This window comes from Burkholderia sp. Ac-20379 (assembly GCF_017104645.1).
GTDB lineage: Bacteria > Pseudomonadota > Gammaproteobacteria > Burkholderiales > Burkholderiaceae > Burkholderia.
The window spans coordinates 1-18,252 of sequence record NZ_JAAGPF010000143.1 but is presented as its reverse complement, the minus strand read 5'-3'; the positions used below and the strand labels follow the sequence as shown (position 1 = coordinate 18,252).

Sequence of the window (18,252 nt, the reverse complement as noted above, 5' to 3'; positions counted from 1 at the left end):
GGTGCGCCGCCGGCCGAGGCCGCCTGGCTCGGCGGCCCGGTCGCCGCTGAAGGCCACCTGGCCGGGCTTGTAGCGGGTTGGCTGTGGCTGGCGGGGGCCGCCGCGGCGGCGAGGCTGCGATATGCGTTCGCCGGGCCGCTGGCGTCCGCCGATGGACGCTCGCCAGCCTCGCGCTCAGAATAGGCGGCGCGGTTTCTGCCTTGGTTTTCGTTGCTGTCTTGTCGTTATCGTCGTTCGATCACCGGAGAGACATATGGCTTTTGTGCTTCTGATTGCCGAACCCACGGGCCAGCGCGCCCAACGCACGCAGGAAGAGGGCCGCGCGCTGTACGAGCGGATGCTGCGTTTTGCCGGCGACCTGCAATCGCGCGGCGTGCTGCGCGTGGCCGAATCGCTGGTGTCGGAGGACAAGGCCACGCGCGTGCAGGTCCGCAACGGCGAATCGCGCGTCGTCGAGGGCCCGGATGCCGAGGCCAGGGAAATGATCGGCGGCGTCTTCCTGCTCGACGTCGCCACCGCGGGCGAGGCCGTCGCGATCGCCAAGGCCTGCCCGGCCGCCGAATGGTGCACGGTGGAAGTGCGCGAGGTTGGCCCCTCTTTTCTCTGAGCGGGCCGCACGGAATCCGGCCGGCGCGATCCGCGCCGGCCTGTCGATCGACACGGGAGAATCGCGATGCATCGTCAAATCTACGTCAACCTTCCGGTTCGGGAAGTGGCCCGCGCGCGCGGCTTCTACACCGCGCTCGGCTTCACCCCGGTGCCTGAGTTCAGCAACGCCGACGCGGCCTGCATGCGAATCGGCAGCGCCATCTTCGCGATGCTGCTCTCGCACCCGTTCTTCGCCAGTTTCACCGACAAGCCGATCTGCGATCCGGCCGAGCGCCTGCAGACCCTGCTGTGCCTGTCTTGCGACGATCGGGACGAGGTCGACCGGCTGGTCGCCGCCGTGCAGGACGCCGGCGGCGTGGTCGTCCGGGCGCCCGGGCAACAGGGGCCGATGTACGGCGCGGCCTTTGCCGATCCGGACGGGCATGTCTGGGAACTGGTGTATCTGCCGGCGGCCGGAGCGGACGCGGGGGCGGCCGCGGCGTAATCGCTGCGTGCGAACGCGTGCCGGTGCCGCTCGCCGCCGCGTCGTTGCGCTTCCGTTTTCGAATGCAAGCGCCGCGGCTGCATTGCAGCCAATGGCGGGTGACGATCCATCCCTTTTAATCGCCAGTTCGGTGTCCCGATTCGCGCGAATACGGGGTTGAAACGATTGCGCATTAAAAAAAAATTTAAAACACGGGTTCAATCGTCGATTATTTTGCCGATAGACCGATAGAATCTCGACGCGTAGAAAAAATAACGATGTTGAATGCGGATTCGCGATTCGGCCGTGCCGCGCGATGTCAGTCGCGCGGCCCCGGCCGGATCGCTTCCGTGCCTCCGCGTGCGCCGCGGCGGGCGGGCTCCGTCTGGATGTTGCGTCACACACGATTCACGGTCGCGAAACCGCGGCTGAATGCCGATTGCGGCTCGCCGGCCCAATCGATGATTCGTGCCTATGCTTTTTGCCGGCGATATTCGGCCAAACGCCAGAATTTCGGCGAGACGCCCAAACCAGACGTCAAATCGATTCATAACCAATAAAACGTTTTCCGGGGGAGTTTCAACATGGTTCGCGCTCGCCAATCGCACGACGGCAATCTGCCGCCCTTCCTGCCCGCCATGGGCGTATTTGTTGCGCTGGTCGGCGCCGGCATCGTTCCCGCGCATGCCACCTGCACGACGGTGGGCAGCAACGTCACCTGCTCGGGCGCGGCCAACCCGCTCGCGCCTAGCTATGCGAACGGCGCCAACAATCTGAACGTGACCGTCAACAACGGCGCCACCGTGGGCGTGCTGCTCGGCTCCGGCGGCAACGTGATGACGCTGACCGGCGTGAACAACACGCTCACCAACAACGGCCAGATCGATACGGCCGCGCTCGGCACCGGCCTCGGCGTGCTGTCCTCGGGCGTGGTGATGGGCAACGCGGCAGGCAGCACGGAAACCATCGTCAACAACGGCCTCATGCGGGGCAGTTCGGGCGTGGCGATCACGCTGACCGGCATGGCGCTGGCGGTGCAGAACGGCGCCGGCGGCACCACCAACATCACCAACAACGGCGTGATGAGCACCATCGGCATCACCGGCGCGACGCTGACCGGCGCCGACGCGGGCGTGATCGCGACCTACGGCGGCGGCCAGGTCAACATCGACAACTCGGGCACCATCTCGGGCCGCGTCGCGCTCGGCAGCGCGTCGGGCGGCAACACGTTCACGAACTCCGGCACCGTGAACGGCAGCGTGTCGATGGGGCAGAACAGCACCAACCAGTTCATCGCCACCACCGGCTCGTCGGTCGCCGCGGCGGGCGGCACGGCGCTCCAGACCAACCTCGGCATCGGCGCGACCACCATCAACTTCGCGGCGACCGGCACCGTGGACGGCGGCGCCGGCGGCAACAACACGCTGTCGCTGCAGCAGGGCAGCGGGGCCACCGGTGCGATCAACAACAGCAGCTACATCAACTTCAACCACCTCGACGTGCAGAGCGGCACCTGGGCGCTGTCCGGCGCGTCGGGCGCGACCGACGCCACGCTCAGCAACGGCACGACGGCGGTGATCGACAACGACGCCTCGCTAGGCACCGGCACCATCAACGCCAACGGCGGCACGATCCAGGCCTCGACCTCGGGGCTCACGCTCTCGAACGACATCGGCGTGACGGGCAACGGCCTGACCGTGAGCGGCACCAACAACCTCGGGCTCAGCGGCACGATCTCGGGCGGCGGGTCGCTGACGCAGGCCGGCACCGGCACGCTGCTGCTGAGCAGCGCGAACAGTTACACCGGCGGCACCGATCTGCAGTCGGGCACCTTGACGCTTGGCAACAGCGCGGCGCTCGGCACCGGCACCCTGACGGTGAGCGGCAACGCGACGATCGATTCCAGCCAGTTCGTGTTTCTGACGAACCAGATCTCCGTGAACACCGGCACGGCGCTCACGCTCGACGGCGGTATCGGCATGGCGCTGGCCGGCGCGATTTCGGGCGGCGGCGGCGTGACCAAGGACGGCCTGGGTGTCTTCACGCTGGCGGCCGGCAACACCTACACCGGCCCGACCGTGATCAACTCGGGCACGCTGGCGCTCGGCGGCGCCGGCTCGCTGCTGTCCACCGGCGCGGTGAGTCTCGCCGGCAGCGGGGCCAGCTTCGAGATCGCCGGCGCGAACGGGGACGAGACGATCGGTTCGCTGTCGGGCGTGGCGGGCTCCACTGTCGGGCTCGGCCTCAACACGCTGAGCTTCGGCGATTCGACCAACCAGACCTTCGCCGGCACGATCGAGGACGGCGGCGGGATCGTCAAGCAGGGCAGCGGCACCGAGACGCTGACGGGCGCCAACACCTACACGGGCGGCACCACCATCAGCGGGGGCACGCTGAAGCTCGGCGCGGGCGGCTCGCTCGCGGCCACCGGCGATGTGGATCTCAACACGGCGGGCGCCGGTTTCGACATCGCCAGCTCGGGCGCGAACCAGACCATCGGCGGGCTGTCGGGCGTGAGCGGCACCACGGTCTCGCTCGGCCCGAACTCGCTGAGCTTCGGCGACGCCTCCGACCACACGTTCGGCGGCACGATCGACGGCACCGGCGGCGTGGTCAAGCAGGGCAGCGGCACCGAGACGCTGACGGGCGCCAACACCTACACCGGCAATACCACCATCAACGAAGGCACGCTCGCGATCAGCGGCGGCGGCTCGCTGTCGGGCTTCGGCACCGTCAACCTCGCCAACGCGGGCACCGGCCTGGACGTGAGCGGCGCGGCTTCGCCGCAGACCATCGGCGGGCTGGTCGGCGCGGCCGGCTCGAGCATCTCGCTCGGCGCGAACAGCCTCGCGTTCGGCGATGCCGGCAGCCACACGTTCGGCGGTACGATCGGCGGCGCCGGCGGCGTGGTCAAGCAGGGCAGCGGCACCGAAACGCTGACGGGCGCGAATACCTACACCGGCGGCACCACCATCATCGGCGGCACGCTGGCGCTCGGCGCGGGCGGCTCGCTGGCCGCCGGCGGCGAGTTGAACCTCGGCGCGTCGGGCTCGCGCTTCGACATCAGCGGCGCGGGCGCGAACCAGACGATCGGCGCGTTGACGGGCGTGACCGGCACGACCATCGCGCTCGGCGGCAACGGCCTCACGCTCGGCGACGCGAGCAACCAGAGCTTCGGCGGCACGATCAGCGGCACGGGCGGCATCACCAAGCAGGGCAGCGGCACCGAAACGCTGACGGGCGTGAACACGTTCACGGGCGGCGCGACCGTCGCCGCCGGCACGCTCGCGATCAGCGGCAACGGCTCGCTCGCGGCCGGCACTCACCTCGATCTCGCGAACGCGGGCGCAGGCTTCGACATCAGCGGCGCGAACGCGAACCAGACGATCGGCGCGCTGGCGGGCGCGGCCGGCAGCACCGTCACGCTCGGCGCGAAGACGCTGACGCTCGGCGACGCGACCAGCCAGAGCTTCGGCGGCGCGATCGGCGGCACCGGCGCGATCGTCAAGCAGGGCAGCGGTACGGAAACGCTGACGGGCGCCAACACCTACACGGGCGGTACCACGATCGCCGCCGGCACGCTGGCGCTCGGCGCGGGCGGTTCGCTCGCGGCCACCGGCGGCGTTGCGCTGACGAATGCGGGCGCGGCGTTCGACATCGGCGGCGCGGGCGCGAACCAGGCCATCGGCGGGCTGAGCGGCGTGGCCGGCACGAGCGTCAACCTCGGCGGCAACACCCTGACGTTCGGCGACAGCGTCTTCGAAACGTTCAACGGCACGATCAGCGGCACCGGCGGCATCACGAAGCGGGGCAGCGGCACCGAAACGCTGACGGGCGCGAACACGTTCACCGGCGGCGCGACCATCAACGCGGGCACGCTGGCGCTGGGCGCGGGCGGCTCGCTGGCGGCCGCTTCGAGCGTGAACCTCGCGAATACGGGCACCGTGTTCGACATCAGCGGCGCGGGCGCGAGCCAGACCATCGGCGGCCTGTCGGGCGCGGCCGGTTCGACGGTGGCGCTGGGCGGCAACGGCCTGACGTTCGGCGATGCGGGCAACGAAACGTTCGGCGGCGCGATCACCGGCACGGCGGGCATCACGAAGCAAGGCAGCGGCACCGAGACGCTGACGGGCGCCAATACGTTCTCGGGCGGCGTGACCGTCGACGCGGGCACGCTCGCCATCGGCGCAGGCGGCTCGCTGGCAGCGGGCAGCAGCGTCAACCTCGCGAACGCGGGCGCGGGTTTCGACATCGGCGGCGCGAGCGCGAACCAGACCATCGGCACGCTGTCGGGCGCGGCCGGTTCCACGGTCGGTCTCGGCGCGAACGCGCTGACGTTCGGCGACGCGACCAACCAGACGTTCGGCGGCGCGATTTCGGGTACGGGCGTGCTGATCAAGCAAGGCAGCGGCACCGAAACGCTGACGGGCGCGAACACCTACACGGGCGGCACGACCGTCGACGCGGGCACGCTGGCCATCGGCGCGGGCGGCTCGCTGGCCTCGACGGGCGTCGTGACGCTCGCGAACGCGGGCGCAACGCTCGACCTGAGCGGCGCGACCACGGCGCAGGCCATCGGCGGGCTCGGCGGTGTGGCCGGTACGACCGTGTCGCTGGGCGGCAACGGCCTGACGCTCGGCGATGCGGGCAACGAAACGTTCGGCGGCGCGATCACCGGCACGGCGGGCATCACGAAGCAAGGCAGCGGCACCGAAACGCTGACGGGCGCGAATACGTTCACGGGCGGCGCAACCGTCAACGCGGGCACGCTGGCCATCGGCGCGGGCGGCTCGCTGGCGGCGGGCAGCAGCGTCAACCTCGCGAACGCGGGGGCGGGTTTCGATATCGGCGGCGCGAGTGCGCCGCAAACCATCGGTGCGCTCAGCGGCGTGGCGGGTACCACCGTGTCGCTGGGCGGCAATGGCCTGAGCCTCGGCGACGCGGGCAACGCCACGTTCGGCGGCGCGATCACGGGCACGGGTGGCATCGCGAAGCAAGGCAGCGGCACGGAAACGCTGACGGGCGCGAACACCTACACCGGCGGCACGACCGTCAACGCCGGCACGCTGGCAATTGGCGCGGGCGGCTCGCTGGCCTCGACGGGCGGCGTGACGCTCGCGAACGCGGGCGCAACGCTCGATCTGAGCGCGGCGACCACGGCGCAGACCATCGGCGGCTTGAGCGGCGTGGCCGGTACGACCGTCTCGCTGGGCGGCAACGGCCTGACGCTGGGCGACGCGGGCAACGCCACGTTCGGCGGCGCGATCAGCGGCACCGGCGGCCTCACGAAGCAAGGCAGCGGCACCGAAACGCTGACGGGCGCGAACACGTTCACGGGCGGCGCAACCGTCAACGCGGGCACGCTGGCGATTGGCGCGGGCGGCGCGTTGGCGGCGACGGGCAGCGTCAATCTCGCGAACGCGGGGGCGGGCTTCGACATCGTCAACGCGGGCGCGAGCCAGACCATCGGCGGCCTGTCGGGCGCGGCCGGTTCGACGGTGGCGCTGGGCGGCAACGGCCTGACGCTCGGCGATGCGGGCAACGCGACGTTCGGCGGCGCGATCACCGGCACGGCGGGCATCACGAAGCAAGGCAGCGGCACCGAAACGCTGACGGGCGCGAATACGTTCACGGGCGGCGTGACCGTCGACGCGGGCACGCTCGCGCTCGCCGGGAGCGGTTCGCTCGCGGCCGGCGCCAACGTGAATCTGGCGAACGCGGGCGCGGGCTTCGATATCGGCGGTGCGACCACGGCGGTGGCGATCGGCGGGCTGAGCGGCGCGGCCGGCACGAGCGTCAATCTCGGCGGCAACAACCTGACGTTCGGCGACGCCGGCAACCAAACCTTCGGCGGCGCGATCGCCGGCACCGGCGGCATCGCGAAGCAGGGCAGCGGCACGGTCACGCTGACGGGCGCGAACAGCTTCACGGGCGTCGCCACGGTCGCCGCCGGCACGCTGGCGCTGGGCGCGGGCGGCTCGCTGTCCGGCGGTGTCGATCTGACCAACGCCGGCTCCCGTTTCGACGCAAGCGCGGCCGGCGCGCCGCAGGCCATCGGCGGCCTGAGCGGCGTGGCCGGCACCACCGTCGATATCGGCGGCAATGGCCTGACGTTCGGCGATTCGGGCAACGAAACGTTCGGCGGCACGATCGCGGGCACCGCCGGCGTTACGAAGCAAGGCAGCGGCACCGAAACGCTGACGGGCGCGAACACGTTCACCGGCGGCGCAACCGTCAACGCGGGCACGCTGGCCATTGGCGCAGGCGGTTCGCTGGCGGCGGGCAGCAGCGTCAATCTCGCGAATGCGGGCGCGGGCTTCGACATCGGCGGCGCGGGTGCGAACCAGACCATCGGGGCGTTGTCTGGCGTGGCCGGTTCCACGGTCGATCTTGGCGCGAACGCGCTCACGTTCGGCGGCACGACCAACCAGGCGTTCGGCGGCGCGATCACGGGCACCGGCGGCATCGCGAAGCAGGGCAGCGGCACGGAAACGCTGACGGGCGCGAACACCTACACGGGCGGCACGACCGTCAATGCGGGCACGCTGGCCATCGGCGCGGGCGGCTCGCTGGCTTCGATGGGCGGCGTGACGCTCGCGAACGCGGGCGCAACGCTCGATCTGAGCGGGGCGACCACGGCGCAGACCATCGGCGGGCTGAGCGGCGCGGCCGGTACGACCGTGTCGCTGGGCGGCAACGGCCTGACGCTGGGCGACGCGGGCAACGCCACGTTCGGTGGTGCGATCACGGGCACGGGCGGCATCACCAAGCAGGGCAGCGGTATCGAAACGCTGACGGGCGCGAACACGTTCACGGGCGGCGCAACCGTCAACGCGGGCACGCTGACGCTTGCCGGCAACGGCTCGCTCGCGGCCAGCACCCAAGTGAACCTCGCGAACGCGGGCGCGGGCTTCGACATCGGCGGCGCGAACGCGAACCAGACGATCGGTGCGCTGGCGGGCGCGGCCGGCAGCGTCGTCACGCTCGGCGCGAAGACGCTGACGCTCGGCGATGCGACCAGCCAGAGCTTCGGCGGTGCGATCGGCGGCACCGGCAGAATCGTCAAGCAGGGCAGCGGCACCGAGACGCTGACGGGCGCCAACACCTACACGGGCGGCACGACCGTCAATGCGGGCACGCTGGCGCTCGGCGCGGGCGGCTCGCTCGCGGCCACCGGCGGCGTTGCGCTGACGAATGCGGGCGCGGCGTTCGACATCGGCGGCGCGGGCGCGAATCAGACGATCGGCGGGCTGAGCGGCGTGGCCGGCACGCAGATCGCGCTCGGCGGCAACACCCTGACGTTCGGCGGCAGCGTCTTCGAAACGTTCAGCGGCACGATCTCGGGCACCGGCGGCATCGCGAAGCAAGGCAGCGGCACGGCCACGCTGACCGGCGCGAACACGTACACGGGCGGCACGACGATCGCGGCCGGTACGCTCGCGATCGGCGCAGGCGGTTCGCTGGTGTCGGGCGGCGATCTCACGCTCGCCAATACGGGCGCCGCGTTCGACATCAGCGCCGCGACCACGCCGCAGACGCTCGGCGCGCTGAACGGCGTGGCCGGCTCGGCCATGAATCTCGGCGCGAACACGCTGAGCGTCGGCGGCGCGGGCAGCGCCGCGTTCGGCGGTGCGATTGCCGGTACCGGCGGCCTCGTCAAGACGGGCGCGGGCACCCAGACGCTCGCGGGCGACAGCACCTACAGCGGCGGCACGACCGTGACGGGCGGCACGCTGGTGGTCGGCGCGAACGGCGCGCTCGGCACCGGCGAGCTGAACATCGCCGCGCCGGCCACGCTCGACGCGTCGGCGCCGGTCGCGCTCGCCAACGCCGTCGATCTCGGCAGCACGGCCATCGTCGGCGGCAGCCAGAACCTGACGCTGGCGGGCGCCGTGTCCGGCACGGGCGGCCTCGTCAAGAACGGCGATGCGGCGCTGACGCTCTCCGGCGCGAACACGTTCAGCGGCGGCACCACGCTGAACGCGGGCACGCTCGCGGTCGGCAACGCGCGGGCGCTCGGCGTCGGCTCGCTGACCCTCAACGGCGGCAGCCTGCTGCTCGGCACCACCGCGCTGACGCTCGACGCGCTGAACGGCGCGGCCGGCAGCACCGTCGACACGGGCACGGGCAGCCTCACGGCCGGCGGCGGCACCTACGGCGGCAACCTGACGGGCGCGGGCGCGCTGATCAAGAACGGTGCCGGCACGCTGACGCTGACGGGCGAGAACACCTACTCCGGCGGCACCACGATCGGCGGCGGCACGCTGCAGGTCGGCGACGGCGGCAGCGCCGGCTCGATCCGCGGCAACATCGCCAACTTCGGCCGGCTGCTGTTCGCGCGCGGCGACAACATCACGTACGACGGCGCGATCGGCGGCACCGGTTCGCTGACGCAGGCCGGCAACGGCCAGTTGACGCTGACCGGCGCGAGCACGCTGAGCGGCCCGACCACGGTGGCGGCCGGCACGCTGAACGTGGCCGGTTCGCTGGCGCAATCGACCGTGACCGTCAACAGCGGCGCGATCGTCACCGGCACCGGCACGATCGGCGGGCTGGTGGTCAACGGCGGCGCGACGGCGGCCGCGAGCCAGCCCGGCGCGGCGCTGAACGTGGCGGGCAACGTGACGTTCCAGCCGGGCTCGACGCTGCAGATCGCGGCCACGACGCAGCAGGCCGGTTCGGTCGCGGCCACCGGCAGCGCGCAGCTCAACGGCGGCACGGTGCAGGTGCAGGCCAACGACGGCGCGTATTCGCCGCTCACGCGCTACACGATCGTCAACGCGGGCGGCGGCGTGAACGGCACGTTCAGCGGCGTCAACAGCAACCTCGCGTTCCTGAAGCCGCTGCTCAGCTACGACGCCAACCGCGTCCTGCTGAGCCTCGTGACGAACGGCACGTCGTTCACGGATGTCGCGCAGACGGTCAACCAGCGTCAGGTCGCCGGCGCGATCGGCACGCTCGGCATCGGCAACGCGATCTACGACGCGGTGCTGTCGAGCGACGCGGGCAACGCGCGCGCGGCGTTCAACGCGCTCGACGGCGAGCTGTACGCGAGCATCAAGAGCGTGCTGCTGACCGACAGCCGCTACGTGCGCGATGCGGTGACGGATCGCCTGCGCCAGGGCCTCGGCGCATCGAGCGGGCCGCTCGCGGCGTTGGCTTCGGGCGGCGCGTCGATGTGTGGCGACGCCAACTCGGTGCTCTCCGGCCCGGCCGGGGCGGCGGCCGCGCAGCAGCGTTGCCAGGCCGCGCCGTATCAGCCGGTGGTGTGGGGGCAGGCGTTCGGCGGCCGCAGCCGGCTCGACGGCGACGGCAACGCGTCGTCGATCTCGCGCAGCATGACTGGCTTCATCGCGGGCGCGGACATGGGCCTCGGCGATCACTGGCGCGCGGGTATGGCGGGCAGCGTCACGCACAGCAGCTTCGACAACGACACGCAATCGTCGGCCAGCGCAGACAGCTATTCGGTGTCGGCATACGGCGGCGGCCAGTTCGGCGCGCTCGGCGTGCGCGCCGGCGCGGCCTATACGTGGCATCGCATCGACGGCGATCGCTATCCGTCGTTCGCGGGCTTCTCGGATCATGCGCAAAGCGGCATCAACGCGCAGACGGCGCAGGTGTTCGGCGAAGTGGGCTACGCGCTGCCGGCCGGGCCGATCGCGCTCGAGCCGTTCCTGAACCTGGCCTACGTGAACCTGCATACCGACGGCATGAGCGAGACGGGCGGCGCCGCGGCGCTGCGCAGCGGCAGCCAGTCGAACAACATCGGCTTCTCGACGGCCGGCCTGCGCGCGGCGACGCAGTTCAACGTGATGTCGAAGGGCGGCTTCACGGCGCGCGCGATGGCCGGCTGGCGTCACGCGTTCGGCGCGACCACGCCGAATGCGACGTACTCGTTCGTGAGCGGCGGCGGTTCGTTCCAGGTGACCGGCGTGCCGATCGCGCGCGACGCGGCGGTCATGGAGCTGGGCATCGACGCCAACCTGACGCAACGCCTGAAGCTCGGCCTGACGTACAGCGGCCAGTACGGCAGCGGCGTGCGCGACAACGCGGTGCTCGGCAACCTGCTCTGGAAGTTCTGATCGGACGCAGCGCCGATACGCGAACGGACGCACGGCGCGTCCGTTCGCATTCTCTCCCCCTTCACGCCGCACTCCCTTGCGCAGCTTCCGTTCCCGGCCGGCGTTGCCGTTGTGGCCGTCGCGCGGCAAAACCGGTTGCGTCCGCAACGTATCGCGCGGGCTGTCCCGCCGTCCCGCCGTTTCGGAATGCGCATCAATCGCCGGATTCGCGACCGCGCCGATTGTTTCGCGATCGAAATCCGCCGCCGCCATTATTCGACGCTAAAAAAGCGCGCAATCATTTTCATTCAGAAATTCCCTGAATTGGTTGAATGGCAATTGTCAATTTGTCTTGATCTGTTGTAGCCTTTTTAAACATTGAAACAGAATTAAACAGATTGGCCGGCCATCCGCGTTTCGCACGTTTTATTCCCGAGGGGGCAATTCAAATCCTGCGCGTTTGATTATTCGCAACGCTGCCCAGCAGTATTGACGGTACTCGCGTATCCGACCGTGCCGTCCGCACGCCGGCTTTCCAGGCCGATTCGAACGGTTTTTCGCGCCGCGCCGCAGCACGGCGGGGGAGGCGTTCGTCCCGCTTTCATGAATTAGCAGGCATTACCGGTTTGAAATCGAATCGGGTAAAAAATGATCTATGCCATTTCGATTCGAATAGGAATTGCCGGATACCGCAATCACCGTTAATGGAGAATTGCCCGATGACCCGCGTCAGCCATGTGAAGAAGGACGGCGAACTGCCGAAGCTGTTGCCCGCGATGGGCGTGTTCCTGGCGCTGGTCGGCGCGGGCATCATTCCCGCCGAGGCGGCGTGCACGGGCGCCGGCACCGTGGTGTCGTGCGTGGGCGCGGCCAATCCGATCGCGCCGAGCCTGCTGAACGGCACCAACAACGTCAACGTCACGGTCGCCAACGGCGCGGGCGTCGGCGTGCTGCTCGGGGTGCTCGGCAACGCGGTGACGCTGACCGGCAACAACGCCACGCTGACCAACAACGGCCGCATCGATCCGACCCTGCTCGGCACCGGCCTCGGCGTGCTGTCGTCGGGTGTGGTGATGGGCAACGCCAACTCTGTGGGCAGCACGCAAACCGTCACCAACAACGGCACGATGATGGGTTCCACCGGCGTGGCCATCGGCGCCAGCGGCTTCGCGCTGAACGTGCAGAACCGCGCGGGCGGCACCACCAACATCACGAACACCGGCACGATGTCGACCACCGGCATCATCGACGCGACGCTGCTCGGGCCGGACGCGGGCGTGATCGCTGCTTACGGCGGCGGGCAGGTCAACGTCAACAACTCGGGCACGATCACGGGCCGCACCGCGCTCGGCGCGTCCGCGGGCGGCAACACGTTCACGAATTCCGGCACGATCAACGGCAGCGTGTCGATGGGCGCGAACAGCACCAACCATTTCACGGCCGTCACCGGCTCGTCGGTCAACACGGCGGGCGGCACGGGCCTCGCGGTCGAGCTCGGGATCGCCGCGGTCACGATCGGCTTCGCGCCCACGGGCCTCGTCGACGGCGGCGCGGGCGGCAACAACACGCTGTCGCTCGCGCAGGGCGCCACGGCCGCCGGCACGCTCGACAACACCGGCTATATCAACTTCAATCATCTCGACGTGCAAAGCGGCGCGTGGACGCTGAGCGGCGCATCGACGGCCACCGACGCCACGCTCGGCAACGGCGCCACCGCGATCGTCGGCAACGCGGCGGGGCTCGGCACCGGCACGATCACGTCGAACGGCGGCACGATCCAGTCGGCCACGCCGGGCCTCGCGATGAACAACGCCATCAACGCGGCGGGCAACGGCCTCGGCGTGGGCGGCACGGCGAGCCTCGGCCTGTCCGGCGCGATCTCGGGTGTCGGCCCGGTGACCAAGACGGGCAGCGGCGCGCTGACGCTGTCCGGCGCGAACAGTTATACCGGCGGCACCAGCCTCAACGCGGGCACGCTCGTGGCCGGCAACAACCAGGCGCTCGGCACCGGCGCGCTGACGGTGGGCGGTAACGCCACGCTCGACAGCAGCCAGGCGGTGACGCTCGCCAATCAGGTCGCGATCGGTTCGGGCGCGGCGCTGACGCTCGGCGGCAGCAACGCGATGAGCCTCGGCAACCCGGTGACGGGTGCGGGCAGCCTCGTCAAGAACGGCGGCGCCACCGTCACGCTGTCCGGCGCGAACAGCTACACCGGCGGCACCACCGTCAATGCGGGCACGCTGGCGCTCGGCGCGGGCGCGTCGCTGGCGCCCACCGGCAGTGTCGATCTCGGCGGCGCGGGCGCGAGCTTCGACATCGGCGCGTCGGGCGCGAGCCAGACGATCGGCGCGCTGAGCGGCGTGGGCGGCACCACCGTCGCGCTGGGCGGCAATGGGCTGACGTTCGGCGATGCGAGCAGCCAGACGTTCGGCGGCACGATCAGCGGCACGGGCGGCATCGTCAAGCAGGGCACGGGCACGGAAACGCTGACGGGCGCCAACACGTTCACGGGCGGCACCACGATCGGCGCGGGCACGCTGGCGCTGGGCGCGGGCGGCTCGCTGGCGTCCACCGGCAGCGTGGCGCTGACGGGCGCGGGCGCCGGCTTCGACATCGCCGGCGCGAGCGGGCCGCAGACGATCGGCGCGTTGAGCGGCGTGGCCGGCACCGGCGTCAATCTCGGCGCGAACGCGTTGACGTTCGGCGATGCGAGCAGCCAGACGTTCGGCGGCGCGATCTCGGGTACGGGCGGGCTGATCAAGCAGGGCAGCGGCACGGAAACGCTGACGGGCGCGAACACCTATACCGGCGGCACGACGATCAACGCAGGGACGATTGCGGTGGGCGCGGGCGGCAGCCTGTCGAACCAGGGCACCGTGAACCTCGCGAACGCGGGTACGGGCCTCGACATCAGCGGCGCGACCACGCCGCAGGCGATCGGCGCGCTGGCCGGCGCGGCGGGCACGACCGTCAATCTCGGCGCGAACGCGCTGAGCTTCGGCGATGCGGGCAATCATGCGTTCGGCGGCACGCTCGACGGCACGGGCGGCGTGACCAAGACGGGCAGCGGCACGGAAACGCTGACGGGCGCGAACACCTACACCGGCGGCACGACGATCGGCGCGGGCACGCTGGCGCTGGGCGCGGGCGGCTCGCTGGCGTCGACGGGCGGCGTGACGCTGGCCGGCGCGGGGGCGGGCTTCGACATCAGCGGCGCGGGCGCGCCGCAAACCATCGGCGCGTTGAACGGCGCGGCCGGCACGAACGTCAACCTCGGCGGCAACGGCCTCGCGTTCGGCGACGTGAGCGCCGGCAACTTCGGCGGCACGATCGCGGGCACGAGCGGCATCGTCAAGCAGGGCAGCGGCACCGAGACGCTGACCGGTGCGAACACGTTCACCGGCGGCACCACGATTGCGGACGGCACGCTGGCGCTGGGCGCGGGCGGCTCGCTCGCTTCGACGGGCAGCGTTGCGTTGACCGGCGCGGGCGCGGGCTTCGACATCGGCAACGCGGGCGCGGCGCAGACGGTCGGCGCGTTGAGCGGCGTGGCGGGAACGGGGGTGAATCTCGGCGCAAATGGTCTGACGTTCGGCGATGCGAGCGATCAAACGTTCGGCGGCACGATCAACGGCACGGGCGGCATCGTCAAGCAAGGCAGCGGCATCGAAACGCTGACGGGCGCGAACACCTATACCGGCGGCACGACCGTCAACGCGGGCGGCATCGCGCTGACGGGCGACGGCAGCCTGGCGGCATCGGGGGGCGTCAACCTCGCGAACGCGGGCGTCTCGCTCGATCTCTCGGGCGCGAATGGAGCGCGGACGATCGGCGGCCTGTCCGGCGCGGCCGGCTCGACGGTCGCGCTCGGCGGCAACGGCTTGACGTTCGGCGATGCGGGTAGCGAAACGTTCGGCGGCGCAATCGGCGGCACGGGCGGCATCGTCAAGCAGGGCAGCGGCACCGAAACGCTGACGGGCGCGAACACGTTCACCGGCGGCACGGCGATCGACGCGGGTACGCTGGCGCTCGGCGCGGGCGGTTCGCTCGCTTCGACGGGCAGCGTCGCGCTGACCGGCGCGGGTGCGGGGTTCGACATCGGCAACGCGGGCGCGGCGCAGACGATTGGCGCACTGAGCGGCGTGGCGGGAACGGGCGTGAACCTCGGCGCGAACGGGCTGACGTTCGGCGACGCCAGCGATCAAACGTTCGGTGGCGCGATCGCGGGCACGGGCGGCATCGTCAAGCAAGGCAGCGGCACCGAAACCTTGACCGGCGCGAATACGTTCACCGGCGGCGCGACGGTCGACGCGGGCACATTGGCCATTGGCGCGGGCGGTTCGCTGGCGGCCGGCAGCGGCTTGAATCTCGCGAATGCGGGTACGGTGTTCGACATCGGCGGCGCGACCACGCCACAAGTGCTGGGCAGCCTGAGCGGCGCGGCGGGCTCGACGGTCAACCTTGGCGCGAACGGCTTGGGCTTCGGCGATGCGGGCAACGCAATATTCGGCGGCGCGATCAACGGCACGGGCGGCGTCGTCAAGCAAGGCAGCGGCACCGAAACCTTGACCGGTGCGAACACGTTCACCGGCGGTACGACGATTGCCGACGGCACGTTGGCGCTGGGCGCGGGCGGCTCGCTGGCGTCCACGGGCGGCGTCGCGTTGAGCGGTGCAGGCGCGACCTTCGACCTCGGCGGCGCGGGCGCGCCGCAAACCATCGGTGGGCTGTCGGGCGTGGCGGGCACGAGCGTGAACCTCGGCGGCAACGGACTGACGTTCGGCGACGCCAGCGATCAAACGTTCGGCGGCGCAATCGGCGGCACGGGCGGCATCGTCAAGCAGGGCAGCGGCAGGGAAACCTTGACGGGCGCGAACACGTTCACGGGCGGTGCGACGGTCGAGGCAGGCACGCTGGCGATCGGCGCGGGCGGTTCGCTCGCCGCGGGCAGCAGCTTGAACCTCGCGAACGCGGGCAGCACGTTCGACATCGGCGGCGCGACCACGCCGCAAGTGCTGGGCGGCCTGAGCGGCGTGGCGGGCTCGGTGGTCAATCTCGGCGCGAACGGCTTGACGTTCGGCGATTCGGGCAACGAAACGTTCGGCGGCGCGATCAACGGCACGGGCGGCATCGTCAAGCAAGGCAGCGGCACCGAAACGCTGACGGGCGCGAACACCTACACCGGCGCGACGACGATCAACGCCGGCACGCTCGCACTCGGCGCGGGCGGCTCGCTCGCGGCAAGCAGCCCCGTCGATCTGGCCGGCGCGGGCGCGACCTTCGACATCGGCGGCGCGGGCGCGCCGCAAACCATCGGCGGGCTGTCGGGCGTGGCGGGAACGAGCGTGAACCTCGGCGGCAATGGCCTGACGTTCGGCGACGCCAACAACCAGACGTTCGGCGGCACGATTGCCGGCACGGGCGGCATCGTCAAGGCCGGCACGGGCACGGAAACCTTGACCGGCGCGAACACGTTCACGGGCGGCACCCAGATCGGCGCAGGCACGCTGGCGCTCGGCGCAGGGGGCTCGCTCGCGTCGACCGGTAGCGTCGCGTTGACCGGCGCAGGCGCGGGCTTCGACATTGGCAACGCGGGCGCGGCGCAGACGGTCGGCGCGCTGAGCGGCGTGGCGGGAACGGGCATCAACCTTGGCGCGAACGGCCTGACGTTCGGCGACGCGAGCGACCAGACGTTCGGCGGCGCGATCGCGGGCACGGGCGGCATCGTCAAGCAGGGCAGCGGCACGGAAACGCTGACGGGCGCGAACACATTCACGGGCAGCACGACGGTCGATGCGGGCACATTGGCGATCGGTGCGGGCGGCTCGCTCGCCGCGGGCGGCAGCTTGAACCTCGCGAACGCGGGCACGACGTTCGACCTGAGCGGCGCGACCACGCCGCAAATCCTCGGCGGCTTGAGCGGCGCAAGCGGTTCTGCCGTCAACCTCGGCGCGAACGGGCTGACGTTCGGCGATACCGGCAACGCCACGTTCGGCGGTGCGATCAATGGCACAGGCGGCATCGTCAAGACGGGCTCGGGCACCGAAACGCTGACCGGCGCGAACACGTTCACGGGCGGCGCGACGGTGGACGCGGGCACGCTGGCGATCGGCGCGGGCGGTTCGCTGGCGGCGGGCAGCGGCCTGAACCTCGCGAATGCGGGCAGCACTTTCGATCTGAGCGGCGCCACCACGCCGCAAGTGCTAGGTGGTCTGAGCGGCGCGGCCGGCTCGACGGTCGCGCTCGGCGGCAACGGCCTGACGTTCGGCGATGCGGGCAACCAAACGTTCGGCGGCACGATCGCGGGCGCGGGCGGCATCGTCAAGGCGGGTACCGGCACGGCCACGCTGACGGGCGCGAACACGTTCACGGGCGGCGCGACGGTGGACGCGGGCACGCTGGCGATCGGCGCGGGCGGTTCGCTCGCGGCGGGCAGCGGCTTGAACCTCGCGAACGCGGGCAGCACGTTCGATCTGAGCGGCGCGACCACGCCGCAAGTGCTGGGCGGCCTGAGCGGTGTGGCGGGCTCGTCGGTCGCGCTCGGCAACAACGGCCTGACGTTCGGCGATGCGGGCAACGCCACGTTCGGCGGCGCGATCAACGGCACCGGCGGCATCGTCAAGCAAGGCGCGGGCACCGAAACGCTGACGGGCGCGAATACGTTCACGGGCGGCGCGACGGTGGACGCGGGCACGCTGGCGATCGGCGCGGGCGGTTCGCTCGCCGCGGGCAGCGGCTTGAACCTCGCGAACGCGGGCAGCATGTTCGACATCGGCGGCGCGACCACGCCGCAGGTGCTTGGTAACCTGAGCGGCGCGGCCGGCTCGTCGATCGCGCTCGGCAACAACGGCCTGACGTTCGGCGATGCGGGCAACGCCACGTTCGGCGGCGCGATCAACGGCACCGGCGGCATCGTCAAGCAAGGCGCGGGCACCGAAACGCTGACGGGCGCGAACACGTTCACGGGCGGCACGACGGTGGACGCGGGCACGCTGGCGATCGGCGCGGGCGGCGCGCTCGCCTCGACCGGCGACGTCAACCTCGCGAACGCCGGCACGGCGCTCGACGTCAGCGGCGCGACCACGCCGCAGGCGATCGGCGGCCTGAACGGCGCGGCCG

4 protein-coding genes and 1 pseudogene are annotated in these 18,252 nt (G+C 71.1%); all 5 read left to right on the top strand.

Annotation, left to right across the window (positions count from 1 at the left end; genetic code table 11):
• Positions 1-183, top strand: a pseudogene (locus G3N92_RS18800) (hypothetical protein); the annotation flags it as partial.
• Positions 184-253: 70 nt separating this feature from the next.
• Positions 254-607 (top strand): YciI family protein, encoded by a 354-nt coding sequence (locus G3N92_RS18795; RefSeq protein WP_206129034.1) that lies wholly within the window; start codon positions 254-256, stop codon positions 605-607.
• 66 nt (positions 608-673) lie between these two features.
• Positions 674-1,093 carry a VOC family protein gene (locus G3N92_RS18790; protein WP_206129033.1) on the top strand — a complete coding sequence of 140 codons (420 nt, stop codon included), beginning with the start codon at positions 674-676 and terminating at the stop codon, positions 1,091-1,093.
• 563 nt (positions 1,094-1,656) lie between these two features.
• Positions 1,657-11,154: an autotransporter-associated beta strand repeat-containing protein gene (locus tag G3N92_RS18785; protein ID WP_241014883.1), complete on the top strand. Its 9,498-nt coding sequence runs from the start codon at positions 1,657-1,659 to the stop codon at positions 11,152-11,154.
• A 698-nt stretch (positions 11,155-11,852) separates the two neighbouring features.
• Positions 11,853-18,252 (top strand): autotransporter-associated beta strand repeat-containing protein (locus tag G3N92_RS18770; RefSeq protein WP_206129032.1); only part of this gene is annotated, 6,400 nt, incomplete at its 3' end.